The following is a 25979-nucleotide window of genomic DNA, read 5'->3' as shown; positions in this document are numbered from 1 at the left end:
AGCGTAAACGCCAACTGCACTATGGTAACAAGGTTTACTTACGCCTGTCCATCGCCTTTATCTGGATGAGCCACGCCCGCCGCCTTTACGGCCGCCGGAACTATTGCTACGGCCTCCGCTACGCGAGCCATTGCCTCCATAGCCGCTCTGGCCTCCGCTGCGTGAGCCACCACCGCCGTAGCCACTCTGACCTCCACTGCGCGAGCCATTACCGCCGTAGCCGCTCCGGCTTCCGCCACGCGAGCCACTATCGCCGTTACCGCTTTGGCTTCCGCTGCGCGGTCCACTAGCGCTGTAGCCGCTCCGCGGGCCATTGCCGCCCTGGGCGCTGCGGCCCGGGCGTGAGCTGGCTGCCGGCTGTTCCCACACGGCTGCTTCTTTGGCGTGTCCGCGGCCATTGCCGCCCTGGGCGCTGCGGCCCGGGCGGGAGCTCGCTGCCGGCTGTCCCCACACGGCAGCTTCTTTGGCGCGTCCGCGGCCACTGCCGCCCTGGGCGCTGCGGCTCGGGCGGGAGCCAGCTGCCGGCTGTTCCCACACGGCAGCTTCCTTAGCGCGTCCGCGGCCACTGCCGCCTTGACGCGCACCAGCCTCCGCACGCGGCGCTCCGCCGCTGCGGGCTGCGCCACGGCCGCCGGTCTTCGGTCCGCGACCGGCCCGTACCGATTCAGCACCACGGCGGTTACCTTGGCGGTTTCCGCCGCTTGGTGCAGCGGCGGAGAATTCGCCGACGCCGAACTCGTCTTTCTCGTAGCGACGGCGATCAAGCCGCTGCGAGATGCCCTGCTCGATCATGTCGAGCCCTTGATGGTCACGCGGCGAAGCGAAGGTAATGGCTAAGCCCTTGCCACCGGCACGGCCTGTCCGCCCGATCCGGTGAATATAGCTGTCTACATCCAGCGGCATATCATAGTTGAAGACATGCGTTACGCCTTCAACGTCCAAACCGCGGGCTGCTACGTCTGTAGCGACAAGAAGCTGTAGCTTGGCGTCGCGGAATCTTTTCATCACCGCTTCACGCTTCGCCTGAGACAGATCACCATGCAGCTCATCACATTCGTAACCAGCCTGCCGCAATGTCTCGTTCAGCTTGGACACCCGGCGTTTAGTCCGGCAGAAGATCATCGCCAAATACGGACGGTCCCGCTCGATCAAGGCTTGCAATGCTTCCTCCTTGTTCCGGTCAGAGCATTCCACTACCTGCTGACGGATATTGTCCAGCGGAATCGGCGAACCACTCTTGATCACGATATCCAGGGGTTCTTTCATATAATTGGCTGCAAGACGCTTAATTGGATCTGGCATAGTTGCCGAGAACAGCATCGTCTGACGACGGTAAGGCACCGCTGTGATAATGGATTCAACATCCTCCAGGAAGCCCATATGCAGCATTTGATCCGCCTCGTCCAGAACGAGCATTTTCACCCCGCTGAGATCCAGTGTCTCCCGGCGCAAATGGTCCAAGAGACGTCCCGGCGTTCCAATAATCAGGTGACGGCCGCCTTCCAGCTTGCGGAGCTGCTTCTCCACATCCTGGCCGCCGTATACAGCGAGGATTTTGACGCCTGTGTGACGCGCCAGCTTGCGTGCCTCTTCTGTAATTTGCAAAGCCAGCTCACGTGTAGGAGCCAGGATTAGCGCCTGCGGATAAGCCCGCTCTACATAGATCTTGTCTAGAATCGGCAGCAGGAACGCAAGGGTCTTCCCTGTTCCTGTCTTAGCCCGTGCAATGACATCCAATCCCTGTACAACTGGCGGAATTGCTTCCTGTTGTACGGGGGTCGGTTGGACAATTCCTTGTCCTTGAAGAAGTCCAGTCAACACCTCTGAAACTCCCAAATCTTTAAAACCCGGCAAATTCTCCACCTCACTGTTTCTACAAAATATTGATACTTCTCAGCATCTCTTCGCTTCCTAAACTTCAGACCTTCCGCAACATCCCTATTCAAGTAGAAACGGCTTTGCCGTCCACTAAGGGACGGTATCCGTTTCAGCGAGAAATATAAGGATAATTTATAGTGTAGAACATATAAATTCTTATATTTCAAACAAAAAGCGGAAGAACTCCGTCACCGGAGCCCTTCCGTCCCAATGTATCCTTGATCACCATAGCGGAGTCGTCAAGGTTCGGTTTCTTAAAGGGCAGCTAGTCACCGGACAGTTCAGACGGCACTCCATTGCTTTATATTCAACACTTTCGTCATGAGAATCCAGCTTAGGCTTAGAAAGTTCCTCTATATTGTACTTGATCCTCAGCTCTTTGTGGTGAAAATGGACAAGAATATTTCCTGATTCATTAGCCTGCCCTATTAATATACCCCAAATGGCAGCCTTTGCTTCAACTCGCTAGAACCTGCCCGACTTGAAAATCGAGAACAGCAGCCACAGGAACATCAGCAGGGCCACCACTGCACCAATCTCCACCGTAGGGAAATCCCACAGATGCGAAGGATCGCCCCGCATCGCCGAGCCTATAATCAGCCCCACCATGATGATGCTAAAGGCCAGCAGCACGATGCTGAAGGACAGCCGGTTGCCGATCCGGTCCAGCTTGCGCTGGAGGGCTTGAAATTCAGGCAGTCCAACCTCAACCTTCAGCTTACCCGAGCTGACCAGCGCTGAGAGCTGACGCGCCTGTGCCGGCAGCTCAATCAGACTCTCTGCCAGGTCTGCTACGCCGTCCCACAGCTTGCGCTGGATCCGGCTACCGGTAAAACGCTCTTTGGCCAGCCGCTTGCCGAAAGGCTCGGCCATCTGGACAATGCTGAAAGAAGGGTCGAGGTTCCCGACGACCCCTTCCATAGTCAGCATCGTCTTGCCCAGTATTGCCAGATCCGGCGGAATCACCAATCGATGTTTGCGGGCAATGCCGAAGAGATCGTTCAGCGCCTTGCCGATACTGACCTGATTGAAAGGAACATCATAATATTCATCCCGGAGACGGTCGACATCGTTATGCAGCGCCGCCCGGTCTGCACTCTCCGGAATCACGCCCAGCTTGAGAATTGCCCGCACCATCGCCTCTGTATTCTTGCGCATCAGGGCGATAATTAGCGCGGATAAATGCTCCCGCATCTGATCACTCAGCCGGCCAACCATCCCGAAGTCGATCAAAGCCAGCTTCCCGTTCTCCATCAGCATCACGTTACCGGGATGAGGGTCGGCGTGGAAAAAGCCGTGAATGAATACCTGGCTCAGCATCGTCTCTACAAGCTGCTGTGCGACATCCTTGAGCTTGACACCCTTGTCCAGCAATTCCTGGCGGCGGTTCAAGGTAATGCCTTCCACGTACTCCATGGTCAGCACCCTTGTTGAAGAATAATCCCAATAAATCTCCGGGATGTAAATCGCCTCGTGTTGTTCGAGCTGACCTGCTATTTTCTCAGCATTGCGCCCTTCCTGGCTATAATCCAGCTCACCCAGCAAAGACCTGGAGAACTCATCCGCCATGCGGGACAGGCCATACTGCTTGGCCCAGTCCATGCGCCTCTCTGCCAGAGCGCACAGGTCGCGGAGTATCTCCAGGTCACGACTCATCGTCCGCAGCACGCCAGGACGCTGGATTTTGACTGCAACAGTCACCCCATCGTGCAGTACAGCACGGTGAACCTGACCGATGGAAGCAGCGGCAAGCGGTTTATATTCAAATGATTGAAAGATCTCGTCCACATGCTGATCCAATTCCTGCTCCACAATGGATCGGGCCGTGTCCGCCGAGAACGGCGGCACATGATCCTGGAGCTTCACCAGCTCCTGAATAATGGAATCGGGCAGCAGATCGGAGCGGGTACTGGCGAGCTGACCCAACTTGACAAAAGTTGGCCCCAAATCCTCCAGCACCCGGCGGATCCGCTCCCCGAGGGTTACACTTTCATGAACCTCCTGTGTGACCAGACGGCGCGGGAGGGATAGAAGATGGTAGAGTCCAAGTTCCTCGACCATATAACCAAAGCCATGACGCATAAGCGCCATGGCAATCGCCCGATAACGTCCAGCATGCCTGATGCGGACCGCCATTTATTCGTTACGCGTTTCCGGTAAAGTTCCTTCTAACCGGGAAATGCCCTCCAGCGCCGCTATGCGATGCTCCAGTCCGGCTATTTTGGCCTCAAGGGCTTCAATATCCTTGTGTGACGGCACCTTCAGATCATTCAATACACGTTGTACCTGTTCTTGTATGGCTGACTTGAATACGCCGCGTTCTTCCTCTCCCCGCTCGATAAGCCGATCGACTAATGCTTTCGATTCGGAAGGTGCAAGCTCTCCGCGCTTCACAAGATCCTCCACTGCCTTCTCAACTTTTTCCTTGCTGACTATGGTGAGGCCCACTCCTAAAGAGATCGCTTTTTTAAACAAATCACTCATGGCACTTTCCTCCCAAAGATTGCGTTTTGTTGTAAACAGAAGTCATGGTTAAAGTATACCCCACTGAGCAGCGAATTCACAAAAGGAACGACGAGACCTTTATTCTCTAAGAAGTATGAGGAATGCGTGCAGCCCAGGTTGCAGCCTGCAGGATCAGCTCCCGGATGGCCGGATGCCGGAACGTAGGCTCATGATGGCCAGGCATCAGATAGACAACTCGTCCTTGACCAAAGCGGTGACACCATGCAGCAGGTAGCCATTCACCATCGGCTTCATATTCCAGAAGTACAGTTTTCTCAGTAAAAGGATCAAATTCGAAGCGGTATGGCTCCTCATCCAGTTCAAAATCTTCAATTCCCTCTGTAATATCATGCTGCTGCACACGGAATTTCAAGGGACCATAAGGCGGATGGGTGGTGAATCTCCCACCGATTAACTGGGCCAGCTCATAGCGCTTTGCCAGAGATACGCCGGTATGCAGAACAATGAGTCCGCCGCCACCGCTCACATAGCTTAGTAGCCCTGCGGTCTGCTGGGGTGACACCGTTTCATTCCATAATTCATTATAAGCAATACATAAGTCATAGCCGGCCAAATGCTCGCTCAGCAACAGTTTCTTATTCTCTGAACATTGAACCGTCAGCAATTCATGCAAAATTTCACCGATTTGTTGATCCACTCCCTGCAAGGGATGGAAACGGGGATGGGTGTAGTCACCAAGTAATAGACATTTTCTTTTGTCCATAGGTGCACTCCTCCTTACTTATTCGTCTGGTGTAATTGGTATGCGTTCCCTTTATTCTAAGGAAAACCTCCCGGGATGTCCATTCATAACGGACTTTTTCCGGATATTCGTCCTCCAGTTAAAAAAGCATTTCCGCCCTTGATTGCGGCAAAAATGCTCTCTAGACCAGCCTTCTCTTCGGGCCGCCTGCTGCCCTCTGCAGACTTAACGGCCCGCAGCCAGGTAGCGGCCAAGCTCTACGAACATGCTGCCCATCCGCTCATGTTCTGGCATGACGATCCGCGTAATCCCCTCTTCTTGAAGTGCGGCAGAGGTAATACGCCCGACCGACACGGCAAGCACATCTTTTTCAAAAGCCTCCCGCAGTGCTTCCAGCTTGTCCTTCTCCTTCGCAAATTGAGAGAGAAACCGAAATTGTGGCGCACTGGTAAAGGCCACGGCATCTACTTTTCCGGTCACAATTTCATCCAGTAGCCTGTCCAGCTCACCAGGCTCGGGAGGGGTATGGCGGTACGGCAGGATCTGACGGGTTACGGCTCCAACAGTATCCAACCATTCGGTGAGAACGGGTGCCGGATCACCGTGAAGCTGCAGCAAAACGTCTTTGCCCTGCAGATCCAGGCTTTCCATGCCCCGGATCAGACCAACACTGCTGCCATCATCGTCGCGAGCGACAGGGACCAGCCCTCTCTTCTTCAAAGCATTAACGGTCTTATAACCCCGGGCGGCAATAAGGGAGCTTGACAAGACTTCCTGAAAACGTTCCTCCAGCCCCATGCTGCCGGCCATGGTGAACAGCGCCTCCAGCCCTATGCCCGTAGTCAGAATCACTAGATAAGGAGGGCTGGCAATCCAGCCCTCCAGGCCTTCACGCAACGCATCATCATCCAGAAATACGGTTCCCTGGGCAGGACGCAGCAGCGCCGTTCCACCCATATTCTGTACCAGCTTGGTCATTTCCTCGGCCTTACGCGCACCGGCGAGGGCGATGGTGAGACCTTTTAATTGCTCTGCCATGAAATCTGCTCTCTCCTTATCATAACCCTGTTATTTTGCTTATCAGTATACTTGTAAATACCAGGAGATGGAAAGAAGGATTATTGACTACCGCCGTTCATCCAGCTTGAAACGGCTTGCCAGCTTTTGCAGCTCTTCGGCCAGATGGCTGAGATCCGCGGACGATGAGGCGATCTCCTCCACAGAAGCCAACTGCTCCTGCGCGGCAGCGGAGATTGTCTCTGTGCTGACAGCAGCTTCACCAGTGATCAGGCGAATTTCGGCAATCGCCTTTTCCATACTGTCAGTTTCTGAGGTGAGTGTACGGACAGCTCCACCCATCACTTCGATTTTCTCCGCAGCTCCCTTAACTGCTCTGCGGATACGCGAGAAGGATCGGCCTGTCGTATCGACCGCCAGAATCCCTTCCGATACACGCTCTTTAGCAGCTTCCATAGCGATTGTAGCCTGCGTCATTTCCCCATTGATGGAAGTGATTTGATCGGCAATTCGTGTCGCCGATTGCTCTGATTCCTCCGCCAGCTTGCGCACCTCTGCGGCCACAACAGCAAACCCACGGCCCTGCTCGCCCGCCCTTGCGGCCTCAATGGAGGCATTCAGCGCCAGCAAGTTGGTCTGACGGGCAATTCCCTTAATCACCCCCACAATACCGGTGATCTGATCAGTGCGGCTATTGAGCTTGTCGATCACGCCGCCCAGCTCTTCCACTGTCTCGTGGATGCTATTAATTTTGTCCACGACACTAATAACCGAATCGCCGCCTTCCGAAGCAGACACTGAGGTTTTATCCATCATTGCAGACACCTGCTCCATAACCTCCGAGATCCCCATCACTTCACTGGCTGTTGCTGTCACACTCTCCATGCCCTTATGTACGCTGTTAACCTGACGCTCCGTTCCCCCCGCCACCTCCTGGATTGCGATAGTCACATGCTCAATAGCCTTTGTGGTCTGCTCTGCATTCGCAGTCAGTTCCTCGGCAGAGGAAGACACATTGTCCGTCATCTCCTGTACACCAACGATCATGCTCCGCAGATTGACCACCATGGATTGGAAGTTTCCGGCCAGCACGCCGACCTCATCCATCCGGTAGCCGTCGATATTCTTCGACAAGTCACCCTCGGCGATCACCTCTGTGGCCTTTCTCAATCGGCGAAGCGGCTGAAGTATGGAATGCACATTAATATAGACAAGTACCATTGCTACCAAGACAGAGCCAATGATAACCAACGTGGCTGTAGTGCGGATAGCCGTTGTTACATCACTAACCTCGTTCATACTGATCGTGCCCCCGATTCTCCAGCCCGTCAGCTCGTTGACCATAAAGGTCATCTTCTTGTTATCATCCTTATGGACGTAATCGAAGGAACCTTCCTCTGTTTCGAACATCTTCTTCACAAAATCAGCACCGGATTCTGCGCCAATCGTCTCTGTAGGATGGACCAGGAACTTCTTGCTACTATCCATAATTAGGATATACCCTTCCTTCCCTACCTTAAGACTTGTCAGCTTGCCCAGTTCGGCCAAATTGAGATTCAGGGCTACAACACCATCACCGCTCTCCAATACGGCAGAGATGGCAATGACATTCTCTTTGTCGGCCGATTGGAAAGCCGGGGAGATCACTACCCCCTTGCTGTTCTTCAACGCATTGACATAGGAATTCTCCTTGCGTGGATCATAGTCATCCGGCAGCTTGGATTCAGAGGCATGTAGCGCCTTGGCCCGGCTTGTTCCCACATAAATATCTAGCACATCCGAATGCAGCGCCGCATATTCTTTTAACCTGGCCTGAATCCCTGAAGAAGCTTCACCATTTGCTTCGCTGTTAATATCACCTGCCTTCAGCTGTCTGGCAAAGTATTCAATATCATTAATTTTGGACTGTATGTTGGCATTAATAATGCTGTTGACCGCTCCTACGCTCTCCTTCGCGTTATTTATTAATTGATCTTCCACTTCACGGCTGGCTGATTGATAAGTTTGCCAGCCAATAATCATGCTTGGCACCAGCAGCACAAGCATGTAGGTGGCAACGAGCTTTGTACGGATGGAGATAACCGTATTTTCGTTCATGAGGTGTGATCACTCTCTCTTTCATCTGGGTCTTAAGTAGGTATGCTCTTGAAGTTAATAACAACTTTATGTATATAAATATAATTCAGCTTTCACAGTCTTTTTCCCTTCTCATCCTCTTGAATATTCTCATATATTTCTTCAGAATACTCCTATAAAAAATGAAAAGACCGCTTTAATGAAAGCGGTCTTTTCTTATATGAATAATATCTTGAACACAAAAAAAACAAGGACGAAAGTCCCTGTTTTCTTAATTCGTTCTTTTCCCTTTACAGTTTGGGCAAATTCCGCCGAATACGACATGGGCATGCCCAATGGTATACCCTGTTTCGCTGGCCACTTCGTTTATCCATTCTTCCGGAACGTGGCTCATCACTTCATCCACCGCCCCGCACACCTCGCATATAATATGCTGATGATCATCCATTCTCGCATCATATCGGCTTGCCGATTCCCCGAGCTTTAGCTCCTGGATCAGCTTCTTGTCAGACAGATAACGAAGGGAGTTATAGACTGTGCCATAAGCAAGATTGTGTCCCTGTTCCACCAGGCGGTTCATTACCTCAGCAGCAGTTGGGTGATCATGCGAATTCCGAACGATATCGTAAACGGCTTGCCGTTGAGAAGTCAGATTAAGGTTTCTCATTTCGATCATCCTCTTATTTATTTTTAGATCAAGTATAAGTATTAAAGACGATACGGTCAATAAAAATAGCCAGAGCTCTACTATATTTTATATAGCCATTTCCGTAAAATTCGCTAAAATGGACTTATCCAGTCATTGAATACACCGGATTTAGCCAATTCTCCATGCAAGGGGCCATTGAAAGTTATGCTGATTGACCTGCTTACCAGCTTGTTCACTAATTTCTGCATTCTCGTTACATTTGTCTTCCTCTCCGGCAGTCTTTCCAAGCGATACAACTTCCTAGGCCGTACAATGTCACCTCTGGCAGGGGTCATCGCCGGATTGATATTCGGGCTCTTCGGCATAATTCTGATGAGCTACTCGTTCCCTATTGGACCGAACACCTACGCGAATCTGCGGCATCTGGCTATTATTATCGCAGGCGCTTATCTCGGCTGGCTTCCTGCTGCTGTCTGTGCTGTCCTTCTGGCCGTCAGTCGGCTTCTCTTCTATGATATTACATACAATTCCCTTTCCGCCGCCTTTTCCTTGCTGCTCTGCGGCGCTTGCTGCAGTTGGATCGCACTTAAGCCTTGGACCCGGCTACGCAAAATGACCGTCAGCAATCTGGTCACGATGGGGCTCGTATTTGCCCTGCTGCTTAACAATCTGGACGGTTTCCAAACGGTCATGCAGGTCTTTCCAATAGAGCTGGCAGCCTCTCTTGCTACAGGTCTTATCATCTATTATGTTGCGGAATATATCCAGCGCTCCAATGAATTGTTTAACCAGCTTGAAGTGCGGGCCACGACCGATTTTCTAACCGGACTGAATAACCGGCAACAGTTCCAGCGGCATTTGGAGGACGAGTTGCTCCAGGCAGCCGGGCAGCGCGAGAGCTTGTCCCTGCTTGCGGTGGATATCGATCATTTCAAGACCATTAACGATACGTATGGACATCCAGCAGGCGATCAGGTACTGATTCAGCTTGCCCAGCGGCTGATAGGAGCTGCTCGTCCTCAGGATGTTGTCTCTCGCAATGGTGGCGAGGAGTTCTCAGTGCTGCTCCCCGTCTGCACGCTGCATGAAGCCGAGCAAGCCGGGGAGCGGATCCGGGCAGCTGTAGAGCAAGACTTGTTCCTTTTGCCAGACGGACAGCGGATTCCGGTTACCATCTCCGTCGGTGCAGCTTGCTGTCGACCTGATTATGATGAAGCCGTCAGTCGCCTGCTGACCCAACACGCGGACCAGGCGCTCTACCGGGCTAAGAATTCCGGGCGGAACAAGGTCTGCTCCGAACCCCCTTATCCCCGCGAGAACCAATCCTATGAAAGGCAGCTTATTTAATCATGCCGGAGTATTTGATATCCACATCTACCAATGTTTTGAATTCCAGCTTCGGATAAATAGCTTTCCAGTCTCTCATCTCCGTGTCATTGTTGAAATGTCTTGACGCGTAGCGCAATCCCCAGCCAAACGGGTCCAGTCCGCTTCGTTGAATTTTGACCAGAAGCTTCTCAATCCCTTCCTTCAGCTCTTCTCCCCCAGCCTTGGAGAGCTGTTGAAGGACCTGATGAGTGACTATATCCTGAGAGCTATTCTCTTCAAGAATACCCAAGAGCTTCACCTTGTATTGAATATAAGGCTTTCCCTCTTCAGGGGTAAAAATTCGATAACTGGCTGACGTACCCTCCGTATAGTATTGATACATCCCGCCTTTGTAATGAGCGGGGAGATTGGTCCGCAGCTCGCGGCGTGTCAGCAGATTGAAAAGTCTGGTTTCATCGGGGGAGAGAGTGAGACGGATTTTCTGTTTATCAAGTAGAGCGATCTTGTTAATCAGAAATTGCTCTGTTCCTTGAGATTCAATAATCGGAAGAGTAGGATCTATGCCCACTTCAAAAACATTTTTCATTAGCTGATAGGAATACACGCTCGCAATAAAAGGCGACTCCGTCCCTTCGCCGCTCATCGCCATGATAAGCGAATTAGAAGGAATATGCTCCGACTGAGGCTTTATATTCAGTACTTTCAGCGCCTCCGGTCTGCCCACGCCAAAGTTCAGGATCAACTGGATATCCCTGCGCCGCACGGCCCAGTCCATCACATGGCGGATATCTTTTTCAGCAAGCTTCTCTCCCATGATGATCGATTTGCAATGCACGTAATCCAGTTCCTTCTCCACTCTGGATTTCATCATACGGAGTGCTTCCGAGATGCTGTAGGATTCTTCCGTCAATATCTGCATCTTCTCATCAATCTTAGTAATATCACCCTGCGGTACGGCCAGCTTCAGACTAACCTTAAGGTTACCTTCTTTCTCCCCAGGGTCGATCCCCATGGCAACCACGAATATTCGCCGGTCGATATCCTTGAAATCACAGCCAGCCGTCAGTAGCAACAGTATCGTTATAAGCAAAAGAAACACTTTCTTCAAGGATTCCGCCTCCTGGCCTTCCGCATTTTTATAACGCAGTAGAACAGTGTCGCTATCATCGACATTTCTCCAAGCCAGCGGATCTGCAGAAACCACTCCGCCAGTAGGTTAAGCTCATATTGATCCATGAACATCAACAGCAGCGTAGCCATGCAGAACAACCCCAGAATGATCCCTTCTTTCCACAGCTTCGCTTTGGATGAATTTTTCTCGGCGAACGGCATAATACTCTTGAACAACTCCAGCCCCACGTGCCAGTGTACGATCACACTCATAATGGATAGGGTCATATAGGCAAAATAAAATATAAACAACATCCGTTCAATCAAAAACGTCTCGATCCGGATGCTGTCAGCGGTTGAGAACCAAGTGTATACATGACGTTCGACTCCAACCGTCCCAAAGTAGCCGATAGGAACCAGAAACGTAATTAATAGCACAATCAATCCTTCCGCAGCGATGAGCCAGACATGCCTTAATTTGATTTTGTGAAATAGCCGGTTGAAAATGGCCAAATTAATGTACCCGCTGAATAGAAAAGTACCGGCAGCCATACTCTTGATATCCGGCCTATGCCAGATAAATGTCATAATCTGAAACACGGAGTCCCAACTGAAATTAGGGTTGATCAGCGCTTTTACACTCGCATATAGAATCAGAGGTAAGGTGATGGCCAAGATCACCTCAAGCGTGTACAACAAAGACAGACCATCTACCCGGCAGCAAATACACACCAGAATCAGAAACCCAATGACAACAGGATACGCCCCTGTGTCCGGGCTGATAAATCGCAAGGTGATGTCCACGAATGAGAGCAATGTGATCACCCCAGCTACATACCATAGCACCGCGTAGACCAAAAGCATCGGTGTCGTCACAAGCCTCGGCATGAGCGAATTAAAGATTTCCGGAATCCCCTTGCCGGGGAACTTGTCCATCAATTTGGTAAACACATAGACAAATGTTGTACCGATTGGCACCGCAATCAGGATCGACATTAACGCTCCGTCAAAACGTCTGTCCATCAGCTCTCTGGGCACAAAGTTAATAATGTTGATCAGACTGTTCATCAGAAAGAGACAGTAGAAATAGCGGCTTTTAACCATCAGTGCCCCCGCCTTTCTTGAATCTGCGGAAGCTGATGTTGTCCATGAAGAACAGCCGGAAATACGGCTGGCCGAAACTCCGCTGGCTGCATAGATAAATCATCAAGCCGACCAAACAGGACACCACACCAACCAGACCAAGAAGGGCAGCAGCAAACACGAAGAAATATTTTAGCACACGAACCGAGAAGCTCATCATATTCAGCGGGATCAGAAAGTTCGAAATGGCGACTGCGGACACCAGAATGATCATAATGTTGCCGACCAGACCGGCTTGTGTGGCCGCCTGACCCAGAATCAGACCACCAACCGTGGTCGCCGTCGGACCAATCGCCCGGGGTAGCCGGATACTGGCTTCTGTCAGGAATTCCATCATAATGAGCATGATCAGAACTTCCACAAAAGAAGGATACGGCACGGTTGCACGGCTTCCTGCCACAAGCAGCGCAATTTGCACCCGGATGATCTCCGGATTGTAAGAGGTGAAAGCGACATATATAGCCGGAAGCCACAGCGTCATCGCCACTCCAACGACCCGCAGGAACTTCAGGAATCTTCCGACGAAGGGAAACTGGATTTTGTCATCCATTGCGGTAAAGAAATCATTGAAGATGGAAGGCAACACAATAGCATAGCCTGTAGTATCCATCATCAGCGCCACTTTGCCTTCGGAGAGGTTGAATACAACGCGGTCCGGCCGCTCCGTTACAATGGTCTTGGGGAAAATCCGCAGCTTGTCGCTGCTTAAATACTTCTCAAGCTCGCCTGTAGCCTGCAGAATATCCACCCTCAGGGTCTGAAGCTTTTCTTTGACCTCAGCCAGCACATCATGATTCACGCGGCTCTCATCATATAGAATTGCCATCTTGGTCCGTGACAGATTGCCGATCAGCATTGATTCCATTTTTAATTGCGAGGATTGATAGCGTCGCCGCACCATATTGAGATTGATCGCCAGATTCTCGGTGAATCCATCAGACGGGCCCTGGGTCACACTCTCTGTGATGGTCTCCGACACAGCGCTGTTCTCGGCATGTAGAACATCAAAGAAATAGAGCCGGTCCAGAATAGCTACAGCAGCATAACCGCTCAGCAGCAGTTCCAATGCCCGTTCACCCGTCGTCGCCTCTTCGCTGCCTGGATAGGTACGAATGTAATCCTTATAAGCTTCGTTGTCCTCCATCTCATAGAACGGAGCAATAATACCGTGGCTGATCTTAACTGAATCTGTAATGCTCTTGATAAAGACCAGCCGGGCATCACCGGCAGGCGCAAGCAGCCGCTTATCCTCCAGATCTGCGATATTATCCAGCTTTTCCGTGATCCATTCCAGGGAAGCAGCATGCTTCTGCGGTTGTTCTGACACTCTGGTTCCCTCCCCTCTTTTGGTTCCACTTTACGAAGATGTGTCCTTATTTTGGCATCATCGCCCGCAAATCATGCACTGCCCTCTGAACTGAAGTTTCTTTTCCCCAGGTTGTGGTAATAATTGAACAACGTAACGCAAAAGTAGGGAGGGATCAGAGCATGAATCCAGAGAACCGGCTTACGGCTAATTTGCCGCAGTTTCCTGAATCTTTATGGCGGGATACTGTCGATATGCCGACTTTTCCGCGATTGAACGGGAATCACCAGACGGACGTTGCTGTTGTAGGAGGGGGAATCACCGGGATCACGACGGCCTACCTGCTCTCCAAAGCCGGCTATAAGGTAACCCTGCTGGAGGCAGGGACCATCCTTAATGGAACCACCGGGTTCACCAGCGCCAAAATCACTGCCCAGCACGGACTGATCTATCACGATCTCTTAGAGCACTTTGGAGAGGAACAGGCCGGCCTCTACTATAAATCCAACAATGAAGCCATGGAGTGGATGATTCGTACCGCACAAGAGCTACATCTGGCCTGCGGCATGACACGGGAAGATGCTTACCTGTATGTCGACGCCGGAGATGACAAGACACGAAAACAGCTTGAAAAGGAATTTGCAGCTTATCAGACCCTGGAGTTACCGGGAAAATGGCTTGATTCAGTATCTCTCCCCCTGCGGGTAGAAGGGGCTATTACCCTGCCGGGACAAGCCCGCTTCCACCCCCTGCAATATTTGCTGGGGCTACTTCAGGTCTTTCTTAAAAATGGCGGTACAGTGTACGAACACACAACCATTGCTGAAAAAGTAGAGAACAGCGGCAGGCTTACGCTTTTCACTGAGCAAGATCAGCACGCGATTACCTGCAGTCACGCCGTCTCCGCTTCCCACTTCCCCTTCTATGACGGTGGGGCGCTCTACTTCTCGCGCCTGCATGCCGAACGCTCCTACTGCTTGGCTATTCAGCCGGAAATGCAGTTCGAAGGTGGGATGTATCTGAGTGCCGGACAGCCTACCCGCTCCTTGCGGGCCGTGGAATGGGAGGGCCGCAAGCTAGTAATCGTCGGCGGAGACAATCATAAGACAGGCCAAGGCATTTGCACATTTGGTCATTATGAGAACCTTGAGCGGTTCGCGGGGCAATTGCTGGGGATTAAGGTAATGCCTTACCGCTGGTCGGCCCAGGACCTGATCACCCTCGATAGAGTTCCTTACATTGGAAAAATAAAGGGCAATAAGGAGATCTATATCGCCACCGGCTTCGGGAAATGGGGAATGACCAGCGGTACCATGGCAGCACAGATCATTGCCGATCAAATACAGGGTAAGGACAACCCCTACACACAGCTGTACAATCCTTCACGCTTCAAAGCAAATCCTGGCATCAAGAACTTCATTGTGCAGAACGCCAATGTCGCCAAGGAGCTTATCGCAGGTAAGGTCGAGATCATCCACAAGAAGACCAAGGATCTAAAGCGGGACGAGGGGGCGGTTGTATTTCATGATGGGAAGCGTGTCGGCGCGTACAGAGACCTGGAAGGCCACCTTCATCTGGTCGACCGGACGTGCACCCATCTGGGCTGTGAGTGTGAATGGAATAACGGAGAACGGACCTGGGATTGCCCCTGCCATGGCTCTCGCTTCTCCTATGATGGTGCCGTTCTAGAAGGACCGGCCACAATGCCCCTGGATACCATCAGTCCGAAAATCCCATGAGATTTGAGTAGCTGAGGCAAGCATGACGGCGCTACCAACGGGGGCGGCGTGCTTGTCTTTGCCCGCTCAGGTATAATTGAAGCGGAAGCTGTTATCTAATCTTTAAAAGGACGTGAAGCGAAGTTATGGATCTGAGAGGAAAAAGCGTTGTAATTACCGGTGCAGGTAAAGGGATCGGGAAAGCACTGGCCCTTGCACTGGCCAAAGAAGGAGCCAACCTGGGCCTGATCTCCAGAACATCGGGCGATTTGGAAGCCTTGAAAGCCGCGTTGACGGAAGTCTACGACGTCAAGGTTAGCATTGCCGTTGCCGACATTTCCGTACAGGAAGAGGCAGAACGGGCTGTTGTTTCGCTCCAGAATGACCTTGGTGCTTTCGATGCGCTTATTAATAACGCCGGGGTTGCCCAGTTCGGTACATTTCTGGAAATGGACCCTGCAGACTGGAGACGCCACCTTGAGATCAATCTGTTCGGTGTCTACTATGTTACCAGAGCTGCACTGCCAGCCATGATTGAGCGCAGCAGCGGCAATATCATCAACATCTCGTCCACAGCGGGCGAACGCGGATTTGCTACAGGCTCTGCCTACTGTTCCTCCAAGTTCGCGCTGATGGGCATGACCGAATCTTTGGCTCAGGAAGTGCGCAAACACAATATCCGGGTAACCGCGCTGACGCCAAGTACGGTCAACACTCCACTGGCTGAGAACGCAGGTCTGAAGATTGGTGACGAAGACCGTATGATGCAGCCGGAGGATGTAGCTGAACTGACTATTGCTGCCCTGAAGCTGCCGGATCGCGTCTTCCTCAAGACCGCCGGTATTTGGACCACGAACCCGCAATAAATAGTCTGTATCTTATTCTCTCACTCATACTATCTTAGGGAGGTTCATTGCATGCTAGTAGTTACGAATACGATTAAAGTCAAGGAAGGCCATGGCGCCGCTATGGCCCAGCGTTTTGCAGGTTCAGGCGGCGTACAGGACATGCCGGGCTTTGTGCGCATGGAAGTATGGCATGGCAGTGCCAAGGAAGACGCGGAGGAATTAAAGATCTGTACCGTGTGGGAGAATGAAGAGAGCTTCAAGGGCTGGACCTCCAGCGAATCCTTCAAGCAGTCTCACCGCGGTGCCGGCGGCAGTGACGTTATTCTCGGCGCCTCGCTCGACAAGTACGAGCTGCTGATCAGCCGTACGCCTGGGAACTAGCACACCTTAATGCTAGTGGTTGTTGGTGAGCTATTGGTTGATACGAGCGTACTAGTGGTTGATATAAGTGTGCTAGTGTCGATATGATCTACTGGTATATATGATCTACTGGTATTTGATATGATCTGCTAGTATTTGATATGGCTGAAAAAGGCCATCATGAGCCATCTCTAGTGCTACAATTATCATTGTGTTCAAGTGAAACTAAGTAGCCTGACCCCCTTAAACATAGGAATCAGGCTGCTTAGTTTTTGTCTTTGGATAGCTGTATATGACCGACCTAAGATCTGAGTAAGAGTCTCGGTCGTCACTAGGATCGCTTAATTAGGCTTCCGATCGCTGTTAACTCCAGCTTTCTTTATTAACCCTGATAGCGCCTAAAATCGAGAAGCAGCTCATAATTTAGACGTGAGCTTTCCTCTGAAGACCTTTCAATCGAGCGCCTCACTCCTACAGTCCCTAACTTTCTCCTTCGTTCCTCCCCATCTTCTTGTTGTGTGAGTAGAAAAAGAGTGCACCCACCGCTTCCAAAGAGCATTTTTGCGATTAGAATAAATAGTGGACACTCGTTAATTTTAGGGTTTGTAATTCCAAGCTGAACTTCGCTTTTTCTCACCTTTTTATAAAGATTATAGAAATATCTCTGCTTTTTATAATCCACTCACTACTCGCCTCTGGCTAAACCAAAAATAAGAGGGCTAAATCTTCATTACTTCAATAATTCGCTATATTCACGAAGACAAACAAAAAAGACAGCTCTCATATGAGCTGCCTTTAAGCTATTACCGTTCTTCCCGAAACTTCCAAAACTTTTGTTCCCTACCTTCTAGGGAACAAACGAAACCCTGTAATCCTTGGTACATTATGTCTGCACTGAATTACCAAATTACCATCTCGGATTCAGGAGACTTATAAAAAACTAAAAATATCTTAAGCATCAAATTTAATCTCTTTGAGCAATACGATAGTCTATACTAATATCACCACCATTAGGCGTTGGTACAGCTTTAAATTTATATTCGCTACTTAAAGAACCAACTGGAGCACTAATGTGGCCACTCTTACCTGGTGCGAGAGTTCTTTTCTGATCTCCATTAATTGTAATTCTCACACTTACATTCCCAGTATTTTTAATCCAGAAGTTCACTTTAGCCCCATTACTCTTTTTTAATGGGTATGTAGCCTGAAATTCAGTTCCTGAAGAGCTGCCACTTTTAGCTGCATAATCTTTCGACGAACTTTCTGTCGACTCCGCAAAAGCAGGTATAATACTAGTTCCAGCAATTAGACAAACTACCAGAGCAGATGATACTACTCCTTTGAAAACGAACTTAAGATTCACGTTCAAGCACTCCTTATTAAATTTATTTGTAACTATTCCGCCTTTAGATAGTTACTTTTTTAAAATTACATGTCTGTACTGAACAGTTGCAATTTTTTTAATCCTAGAAACATAAATCTTCTTATGTATTATTTTTGTATTAAATAATATTTAATACATATATCACATTTAATTATATAGTAAAAAGGTACCAGTCTGAACTTTTTTAGATCTGGATTTTTCAAGTTTTGATTCCGGCTGCTGACGAACTAAACCGTTTCGCTCTAATAGACAAGCACATACATACTTACCCGAAGACAAAGATGGTTTATATTCGTGATTTTCATTTCACAGATGCGTTTCTGAAATCCACGTTTTGATTCAAGTGTTCCATTTATATCATTATAAACGCGCATCCGTCCCAAGATTTACAATATTCGAATATGCCGCACTATTTTTGAGGTAATCATAAGGATTACTGCTTATGGCAAGCTCAGTTTTATTAGCAGCTTCAGTTTGTAACTGTTCTACTAATCCATCAAGATTCTCATCAATTTGTTTCTCAACAGATGCATCTGCAGTCATTGCATAAATAGAAGTCGTAACAGCGAAACCGAGAGCGCAAATGCCGACAAGTAACCACCATTACGAGCTGCGTAGCCCCTGAATTGACACATAGAAAGTTGTAGCGCTAACCTTCCTACATTAAACTGCAATATGCACTTCCAGAAGATGATGAACTTAGCGAATGGGATATAAAAAAAGCTGACGAGGATGTCCTCGACAGCTTAAAACTTACCAATGAATCTCCCCTTTAGTTGTGGGGAGCATAGCAAATTCATAAACGCATCATTTATTCTGGCTTCGTAGGTGAACCTCTCTCTTACTCACCAACATTAGGCTGCGTCTCCGCGACTTCCACATGCTTGCCCGGCCAGAAGGCCAATCGACCGAATAGCAAGGTAATGGCCGGCACGAGGAACGGGCGTACCACAAAGGTATCCAGCAGAACACCAAGGGCTGTGATAATGCCAAATTGCACAAGCACCTGAATTGGCAGCGTAGCCAGCACGCCAAAGGTCCCCGCCAGAATGAGTCCGGCAGAAGTAATGACCGAGCCCGTCTCGTTGACCCCTTCCGCAATCGCTTGCTTCAGGGGCATAACCTTTCTTTTTTTCCATATGCTCGAGATCATAAAGATGTTGTAGTCCTCGCCAAGTGCCACCAGGAATACAAAGGAGTAAAGTGGAATTGCTCCCTGAATGGCCTCTGCGCCAAGGACATAATGAATAATAATCCAGCCTAGTCCAAGTGCGGAGAAGAAGGATAGGATTACGGTCCCAACCAAATAGATGGTAGCGATAATTGAGCGCAAATAAACGAGCAGCAGCAAGGTGATCATTCCGATAACCACGGGAATAATGAGATCCATATCCCGCTCGCCGGTGGCTCTGTTGTCATATTGGGTCGCCGTCTGTCCGCTGATCCAGACTTTGCCTTCAGGGTTCGCAACCCCCACATCTACAAGCGCCTGCTCTCCCGTCGCCCGTAGCGCCGGAATATGGCTCATAGCTTCAAGGGAATACGGATTGCTCTTGAATTCAATATCGTAGCCAAGGATCTCCTTGTTCACTGCGCCCGGCTGGGGATCAGAAACTTTACCCACATAAGAGAGTGCACCCAGGACGACTTTAAGGTCTTCGCCATCTGCCTTGCCTTGAGTATCAATCATCAGTTTGGCCGGAGCCAACTCACCAGGCGAGAACTTGGTACCAATAAGGTCAAACCCCTGGCGAGACTCCATATCCTTCGGAAAAGAAGACAGGATATCATACGTAAACTTAATTCCACTGGAGAAAGAAGCCAGCACACCCAGCAGCAATACAGTCACGCCCACAATGGCCCACGGACGGGCGACTACTAGCTCACCGATGCCTTTTTTGCGGGATACGCGCGGCTGTGGCGCTGGCTTTCCCTTGACCTTCGCCCGCTCTGCTTCCATTTGAGGAGTACGCGGAATGAATGGATAGAACGAGGCCCGGCCAAAGATCGCTAGCAATGCAGGAACCAGTGTCAGACTGGCGATACCCATAATAAAGATGGCCAGACTGAAAGGAACCGCAAAGCGATGGTACGCCCCGAACTTCGCCAGCAGCAATGCGAATAGTGCCAGCACCACGGTGAAGCCGCTCATAGCAATTGCCCCGGAAGAATCCGTAATTGCATGCAGCAGGGCACGGCTCTTACTCTCCTCGCTCTTCAACAATTGACGGAACCGGGAGATTAGGAAGAGACAATAATCCGTGCCTGCTCCAAATAGCAGGACGGTCATGATTGAGATGGCTTGCGAATCTACGGTAATCCAGCCTTCCTGAGCCATTTTGCCCAATATAGGTCCCGTAACCCCATAAGCGAAGCCCACTGCAACCAGCGGAATGACCGCCAGAATCGGTGAACGATAAATGATCAGCAGAAAAATAAGTACAAGAAGCACAGTCGCAATTAGCAAGGATACATCGGCGTTTTTGAACAGACTGCTGGCATCAATGGAGATGCCTACAGGTCCGGTGACGCGCAGACTTAACTCGCTGTCCGCTGTACCCGCTGCTGTCGGATCACTGCCGGTTTCCGTATGGATGATCCCCTTGAGGTCCGTGACTGCTTCTTTAAGCTGCCCGCTATCTGCGGAAGAATCGAAGAGTACCGGTGTCACCAGCGTGCTACCGTCCTCCGAGAGTGAAGCCTGAAGCGCCTGTGGAGGAATTTTGCCGAGCGGGGGCACGAAATTTTGATATGGTAACGGTTGCTGTTCCAAGGTATTGTAGATGGCCCCGATATGTACCAGATCCTCCGGAGACATTCCGCCTTCTCGGTGCCACACCAACAAGGCCGGAACACCGCTGCCGCCCGGGAATTCTCTTCCCGCAACTACTTCTGCCTGAACCGATTGCGCATTCTCCGGCAGATTAGGGGCGTTGTTCGCCACCTGTGAATTCACAGCAGGCCATAGCATGTTCAGGAGGCCGACTACTACGATCCACACAAGAAAAGTGATCCACTTACTTTTGCTGCCTGCAACCCATTTTCCGTAGCCTGACATCTATTTCATCCTCTCTGCAGAGCCTGCGGAACGCAAAATGAACCGCGGGTCATTTTTATATTCATATCATACACGCTGACCTGCCTAAATACCATCCGTGATTTCATGCATCCAGCACTACTTATACAATAAAAAAAGCCGCGCAATTGCGCGGTTTAAACTACGGAATAAGCGGCATACCCTGCAGCTTCTACACGGCCTAGGACCGCATGAAGCCGGGCCTTGCCCTGACAGACAAGTGCCCCTCACCACCGCATACTACGTACGGAGATGAGGGGCACTTTAAAGCCGCTAACCGTTATGACATTCCCCGCGGTTAGCCTCAGCTAACTTCCGGAACAGCTTCCTCGGAGAACTGGCTGTTATACAGATCAGCATAGAAGCCGTTCTGCGCCATCAGTTCTTCATGGTTGCCTTTCTCAATGACACTTCCCTTGTTCATAACCAGAATCAGGTCCGCATCACGGATTGTAGACAAACGGTGGGCAATAACAAAGCTTGTTCTACCCTCCATCAGCGTGTTCATCGCCTTCTGGATCTGCACCTCAGTCCGGGTGTCGACGCTGCTTGTAGCCTCATCCAGAATTAGGATGGACGGATCGGCCAGGATAGCCCGGGCAATCGTCAGCAGTTGCTTCTGACCTTGCGAGATGTTAGAGGCTTCTTCGTTCAGCACCGTATTGTAGCCCAGCGGCAAGGTGCGGATAAAGTGGTCCGCATGCGCTGCTTTGGCTGCACGCACCACATCGGCTTCACTGGCACCCTCACGTCCATAGGCAATGTTGTCACGGATTGTACCATTGAAGAGCCAGGTATCTTGAAGCACCATCCCGAATTTGCTGCGCAGCTCACTGCGCTTCAGATCCGTGATGTCAACACCGTCAATGAGAATTTGGCCGCCGTTCAGCTCATAGAAGCGCATCAGCAGATTGATCATCGTGGTCTTACCGGCACCAGTCGGTCCTACAATCGCGATCGTCTGACCTGGGCTGACCTCAATATTCATATCCTCAATGAGGATCGCATCCTCTTTATAGCCAAACTTCACATGGCGGAATTCCACGGCACCTTCTTCTTCCACAGCTTCGTGTTTCACAGCAGCCGTTTTCTCCGGAACTTCCTCTTCTTCATCGAGCAGCTCGAATACCCGCTCTGCGGAAGCAACTGTGGACTGAATGATGTTAGCAATATTCGCTGTTTGCGTGATCGGCATGGTGAATTGTCGTGAATACTGGATAAAGGCTTGGATATCCCCGACATCAATCATTTTCTTGGTGACAAAAATACCGCCGACTACGCAGACAAGCACATAACCCAGATTCCCGATAAAGGTCATTAGCGGCATAATCATGCCTGACATGAACTGGGCGCGCCAGCCGGAATTATAGAGATCATCGTTAATCGTATTAAACTGACGAAGCGATTCCTTTTCACGGCCGAAGGCTTTAATAATACGGTGACCGGTATACATTTCTTCTACGTGTCCGTTCAACTGCCCAAGTGATTTTTGCTGCCCGATAAAATGGGTTTGCGAACGTTTCGTGATCCCCAGTATGGCCACAAAACTGAGCGGCAACGTCACCACTGTAATCAGGGTCAGCCAAGGACTAATGGTCAGCATCATGATAATGACACCAATAATAGTAACGATAGATGTTATCAGTTGCGTTAAGCTCTGCTGCAAGGTGGTACTGATGTTGTCTACATCATTAGTAGCCCGGCTGAGAATTTCCCCATGAGTTCTGGAATCAAAATATTTCAGCGGCAGCCGTTCCAATTTAAGATTGATCTGCTCGCGCATATCATAGACAACCTTCTGGGCCACACCGGCCATGATATATTGCTGTAAATAGCTGAACAGGGCACTGAACAGATAAAGACCACCCAGAATCAGCAGGATATCATTAATATAGCCAAAATCGATAAAAGCTCCTTCTACACCTGTCAACTTTCCATAGGCGCCTTCAAACAGCTTGGTCGTTGCTTTACCCATAATCTTCGGGCTTAAAATACTAAATACCGTACTGGCAATCGCCATAATAAAGATAACGATCAGCTGCACCTGACGTGGACGCAGGTAGCGAATCAGACGGCGGAGCGTACCCTTGAAGTCCTTGGCCTTCTCCGCTGGCAGCATCATCCCAGGTCCGCCGCCAGGTCCACCAGGACCCCGGCCTCTTCCACCGCCCGGAAGTTTCATCTGGCTGTTCTTCTCACTCATGCTATTTCCTCCTCTGACAACTGCGAGGACACAATCTCGCGGTACACTTCACTGTTCTCCAGCAATTCCCTGTGCGTTCCCGTACCAGCGATTCTGCCTTCATCCAGCACAATAATCCGGTCTGCATCCATTACTGTGCTAACCCGCTGAGCCACAATAAGAACGGTGGATTCTGTCGTCTCTCCTTTGAGAGCGGCGCGCAGCTTGGCATCGGTCTTGAAATCAAGCGCGGAGAAGCTGTCGTCGAAGAGATATACTTCCGGTCTTCTGACCAGTGCACGGGCAATAGACAGACGCTGCTTTTGACCCCCGGAGACGTTATTCCCGCCCTGAGCAATTTCCGAGTTGAATCCATCCTTCATCGCTGATACAAAATCGAAGGCTTGTGCCACCTTGGCAGCATGGATAATCTCTTCATCAGTCGCATCCTCTTTACCGTACCGGATATTATCCTTGATCGTGCCAGTGAACAGAACAGCCTTCTGTGGAATATAACCAATCTTGCTGCGCAGCTCTTCCTGAGTCATATCGCGAACATCGACGCCATCCACCCGCACGGAGCCTTCAGCAGCGTCATAGAATCTGGGAAGCAAGCTCAGCATTGTGGATTTACCAGACCCGGTACCCCCGATAATCGCCGTGACTTCACCCGGGCGGGCACTGAAGCTGATCCCAGACAACGCAGGTTGTTCTGCACCCGGGTAGGAGAAGCTGACGTTCTCGAATTCTACGTATCCGCGCATACCGTCACGACCATCACGCTTGGTCAATACGGCTGTATTGTCAAGCTCACTTGCCGACGGATCCAGAATTTCCGGCTTCATATCCAATACCTCGTTGATCCGCACAGCCGATGCGGAAGCACGGGGAATCAGTACGAACATCATCGAAACCATGATCAGTGAGAACATAATCTGCATGGCGTATTGAATGAAGGCCATCAACGAACCGACCTGAAGGTCACCGTCGCCGATACGGATACCTCCGTAATAAAGGATGGCAATCATGGAAAAGTTCATAACAATCATCATAAGCGGCATCAGTCCGGCCATGATCTTGTTAACCTTAATCGCCGTATCGGTCAGATCACGGTTGGCTTCCGTGAATCTTTTGTTCTCATGGTCAATCCGGTTGAACGAGCGAATGACACGGATACCTGTCAGATGTTCTCTCAGCACAAGGTTGAGCTTATCCAGCTTGACCTGTATCGCTTTAAACAACGGTAAGCCCTTCATGCCAATCAGGAAAATTGCACCCACAAGCAGCGGAATAACTACCACAAAAATCAACGACAGCTTGGCATCCTCCGAGACCGCCATAATGATCCCGCCGATCATCATCATCGGTGCCGCAACCATCATCCGCAGCATCATAGTCAGAACGGTCTGTACTTGTGTAATATCATTAGTCGTGCGGGTAATCAGCGATGCTGTACCCACCTTGTCGAACTCGTGGAGCGTAAAATTCTCTACATGATTGAACATTAGCGCTCGCGTATTCTTTCCGAAACCTGCAGCGATCTTGGCTGAAAAATAACTGGCGATAATCGAGCACAGCGCTCCGCCGGCAGCTACCAGCAGCATGAATCCGCCAATCCGCCATATATAGCTGCGGTCCTGGTGCACAATTCCCTTGTCCACAATGTCAGACATCAGTGTGGGGAGATACAAGTCCCCCATGGACTGCAGAAATACAAGGATTAGTACACCAATGACCGCTAGCTTAAAGGGCTTTAGTTGTCTTAGTAATTTAATCAAGGTTCTCATCTCCGTTCATTTGTAACCGATCGAAATCAGGTCGGGGACTGCTCAGGGCATATGCATGGACCTTCAACAGCAGATCACACAACTGATTGCTCTCTTCTTCGCCCAAGTACTCCACCAGCTTAACCAGCTCTTCATTCATATAGGCATGTACTCTTCGCGTGACCTTTTTTCCCCGCTCTGTTAATTGGATACGGACAGCCCTCCGATCCTCGGAATCAGCCCGCCGCTCCACCATTCCCTTGGCCTCCAGACTATTGACCAACTGAGTGACTGTAGGAGCAGCCCATCCAAGGATGCGTCCGATCTCCGAGACCTTCAGGCCCTGCTCATTGGAATGCCGGTGCTTGCGAATACATATCATCAAAGTCATCTCACTCGGCTTATTGCCCTCCACCGTATGCTGCCATTGGACCTTATGCAACATGCGCAATGCAATGAAAAGCCTATTCGCGACTGTATTTTCTCCATTTATCCCAATCTTTATCACCCCGCAAAATTAATTAGGTTAGCTAATAATTAAACTGTTTATTAATTAGGTAACCTAAATTATATTTACAGCAAAACACTTTGTCAAATAATGAATGCGGTATCATTTTTTACGAAATTCAAAACACTCAAAATCTTGCTTTTAGGCATAAAAAAGACCCTTCATTCTGCTGTTTAAGCAGTTGCAAAGGGTACAAAAAAGATGACCCCTAAGAAACCGGGCATCATCTTGTGGTATTACAGCATGCAGCCATAGTTATCTTGGGAGGCATCACTGTTCTGCTGGTATAACAATATTATAACGATGCAGCTTACTGCCGCGTTCTATGGTCATAAAGAAAGGATCAAGCGTTGGATACGTCCCTGAGTCCTAAGGATTAGTACCCCACTCCGTGTTCAAGCGTGGTGAACGATCCCCCGTT

Annotated in this window: 21 protein-coding genes; 4 read left to right on the top strand and 17 right to left on the bottom strand. The window is 50.1% G+C overall.

Annotation, left to right across the window (positions count from 1 at the left end):
- Positions 1 to 57 precede the first annotated feature (57 nt).
- From ACFVU8_RS18640 to ACFVU8_RS18610, 7 genes are all read right to left on the bottom strand, one after another.
- A complete protein-coding gene (locus ACFVU8_RS18640) occupies positions 58 to 1854 on the bottom strand; it encodes a DEAD/DEAH box helicase (protein WP_387429218.1) in 1797 nt (598 codons plus the stop codon).
- A 489-nt stretch (positions 1855 to 2343) separates the two neighbouring features.
- Positions 2344 to 4014, bottom strand: a complete 1671-nt coding sequence (locus tag ACFVU8_RS18635) for an AarF/UbiB family protein (RefSeq protein ID WP_379466506.1) — start codon at positions 4012 to 4014, stop codon at positions 2344 to 2346.
- Positions 4015 to 4362 carry a phasin family protein gene (locus tag ACFVU8_RS18630; RefSeq protein ID WP_175370753.1) on the bottom strand — a complete coding sequence of 116 codons (348 nt, stop codon included), beginning with the start codon at positions 4360 to 4362 and terminating at the stop codon, positions 4015 to 4017.
- Between the two features lie 106 nt (positions 4363 to 4468).
- Positions 4469 to 5107: a ThuA domain-containing protein gene (locus ACFVU8_RS18625; RefSeq protein WP_387429216.1), complete on the bottom strand. Its 639-nt coding sequence runs from the start codon at positions 5105 to 5107 to the stop codon at positions 4469 to 4471.
- A 204-nt stretch (positions 5108 to 5311) separates the two neighbouring features.
- The gene (locus ACFVU8_RS18620) at positions 5312 to 6124 is read right to left on the bottom strand and encodes a uroporphyrinogen-III synthase (protein ID WP_387429214.1); all 813 of its coding nucleotides are present in this window, start codon (positions 6122 to 6124) and stop codon (positions 5312 to 5314) included.
- An 87-nt stretch (positions 6125 to 6211) separates the two neighbouring features.
- Positions 6212 to 8200, bottom strand: a complete 1989-nt coding sequence (locus ACFVU8_RS18615; RefSeq protein WP_387429211.1) for a methyl-accepting chemotaxis protein — start codon at positions 8198 to 8200, stop codon at positions 6212 to 6214.
- Between the two features lie 250 nt (positions 8201 to 8450).
- On the bottom strand, positions 8451 to 8846 hold the full coding sequence (locus ACFVU8_RS18610) for a Fur family transcriptional regulator (protein WP_175370756.1): 396 nt from the start codon (positions 8844 to 8846) through the stop codon (positions 8451 to 8453).
- A gap of 186 nt (positions 8847 to 9032) precedes the next feature.
- On the opposite strand from ACFVU8_RS18610, the gene ACFVU8_RS18605 reads away from it, so the two are divergent.
- On the top strand, positions 9033 to 10175 hold the full coding sequence (locus ACFVU8_RS18605) for a GGDEF domain-containing protein (RefSeq protein ID WP_387429210.1): 1143 nt from the start codon (positions 9033 to 9035) through the stop codon (positions 10173 to 10175).
- On the opposite strand, the gene ACFVU8_RS18600 is transcribed toward ACFVU8_RS18605, so the two are convergent.
- The 3 genes from ACFVU8_RS18600 to ACFVU8_RS18590 are packed head-to-tail and all read right to left on the bottom strand — an operon-like array spanning position 10168 to position 13737.
- Positions 10168 to 11256 (bottom strand): Ger(x)C family spore germination protein, encoded by a 1089-nt coding sequence (locus ACFVU8_RS18600; RefSeq protein WP_379466701.1) that lies wholly within the window; start codon positions 11254 to 11256, stop codon positions 10168 to 10170. The genes ACFVU8_RS18605 and ACFVU8_RS18600 overlap by 8 nt on opposite strands.
- A 5-nt stretch (positions 11257 to 11261) precedes the next feature.
- Positions 11262 to 12371: a GerAB/ArcD/ProY family transporter gene (locus ACFVU8_RS18595; RefSeq protein WP_387429208.1), complete on the bottom strand. Its 1110-nt coding sequence runs from the start codon at positions 12369 to 12371 to the stop codon at positions 11262 to 11264.
- Positions 12364 to 13737, bottom strand: a complete 1374-nt coding sequence (locus ACFVU8_RS18590; protein WP_379466512.1) for a spore germination protein — start codon at positions 13735 to 13737, stop codon at positions 12364 to 12366. The genes ACFVU8_RS18595 and ACFVU8_RS18590 overlap by 8 nt, the downstream gene beginning before the upstream one ends.
- A gap of 161 nt (positions 13738 to 13898) precedes the next feature.
- Between ACFVU8_RS18590 and ACFVU8_RS18585 the strand changes: the two genes are divergently transcribed.
- From ACFVU8_RS18585 to ACFVU8_RS18575, 3 genes are all read left to right on the top strand, one after another.
- Complete coding sequence (locus tag ACFVU8_RS18585; protein ID WP_387429205.1) at positions 13899 to 15455, top strand: FAD-dependent oxidoreductase; 1557 nt, start codon at positions 13899 to 13901, stop codon at positions 15453 to 15455.
- A 125-nt stretch (positions 15456 to 15580) separates the two neighbouring features.
- Entirely contained in the window at positions 15581 to 16300 is a 720-nt protein-coding gene (locus ACFVU8_RS18580; RefSeq protein WP_175370762.1) for a 3-ketoacyl-ACP reductase, read from the top strand.
- Positions 16301 to 16351: 51 nt separating this feature from the next.
- On the top strand, positions 16352 to 16663 hold the full coding sequence (locus ACFVU8_RS18575; RefSeq protein ID WP_387429203.1) for an antibiotic biosynthesis monooxygenase: 312 nt from the start codon (positions 16352 to 16354) through the stop codon (positions 16661 to 16663).
- A 361-nt stretch (positions 16664 to 17024) separates the two neighbouring features.
- Here ACFVU8_RS18575 and ACFVU8_RS18570 read toward each other — a convergent pair whose 3' ends face one another.
- The 7 genes from ACFVU8_RS18570 to ACFVU8_RS18540 all read right to left on the bottom strand — a co-directional run bounded on the left by ACFVU8_RS18570 (position 17025) and on the right by ACFVU8_RS18540 (position 25432).
- Positions 17025 to 17324: a hypothetical protein gene (locus ACFVU8_RS18570; protein WP_387429201.1), complete on the bottom strand. Its 300-nt coding sequence runs from the start codon at positions 17322 to 17324 to the stop codon at positions 17025 to 17027.
- Between the two features lie 282 nt (positions 17325 to 17606).
- Positions 17607 to 18005: a hypothetical protein gene (locus tag ACFVU8_RS18565; protein WP_175370764.1), complete on the bottom strand. Its 399-nt coding sequence runs from the start codon at positions 18003 to 18005 to the stop codon at positions 17607 to 17609.
- A 381-nt stretch (positions 18006 to 18386) separates the two neighbouring features.
- Positions 18387 to 18569 carry a hypothetical protein gene (locus tag ACFVU8_RS18560; RefSeq protein ID WP_387429199.1) on the bottom strand — a complete coding sequence of 61 codons (183 nt, stop codon included), beginning with the start codon at positions 18567 to 18569 and terminating at the stop codon, positions 18387 to 18389.
- 298 nt (positions 18570 to 18867) lie between these two features.
- Positions 18868 to 21084, bottom strand: a complete 2217-nt coding sequence (locus ACFVU8_RS18555) for an MMPL family transporter (protein ID WP_387429197.1) — start codon at positions 21082 to 21084, stop codon at positions 18868 to 18870.
- A 322-nt stretch (positions 21085 to 21406) separates the two neighbouring features.
- Entirely contained in the window at positions 21407 to 23305 is a 1899-nt protein-coding gene (locus ACFVU8_RS18550; protein WP_387429194.1) for an ABC transporter ATP-binding protein, read from the bottom strand.
- Positions 23302 to 25062, bottom strand: coding sequence for an ABC transporter ATP-binding protein (locus tag ACFVU8_RS18545; RefSeq protein WP_387429193.1), 1761 nt, complete (start codon positions 25060 to 25062; stop codon positions 23302 to 23304). Before ACFVU8_RS18545 ends, ACFVU8_RS18550 begins: the two co-directional genes overlap by 4 nt.
- Positions 25055 to 25432 (bottom strand): MarR family winged helix-turn-helix transcriptional regulator, encoded by a 378-nt coding sequence (locus ACFVU8_RS18540; protein WP_483875055.1) that lies wholly within the window; start codon positions 25430 to 25432, stop codon positions 25055 to 25057. Before ACFVU8_RS18540 ends, ACFVU8_RS18545 begins: the two co-directional genes overlap by 8 nt.
- Positions 25433 to 25979 lie beyond the last annotated feature (547 nt).

The organism is Paenibacillus sp. NPDC058177, assembly GCF_042883835.1.
GTDB lineage: Bacteria > Bacillota > Bacilli > Paenibacillales > Paenibacillaceae > Paenibacillus_AQ > Paenibacillus_AQ agri.
Note: the sequence above shows the minus strand (reverse complement) of the source record. Positions and strands in the feature narration are given on the sequence as shown.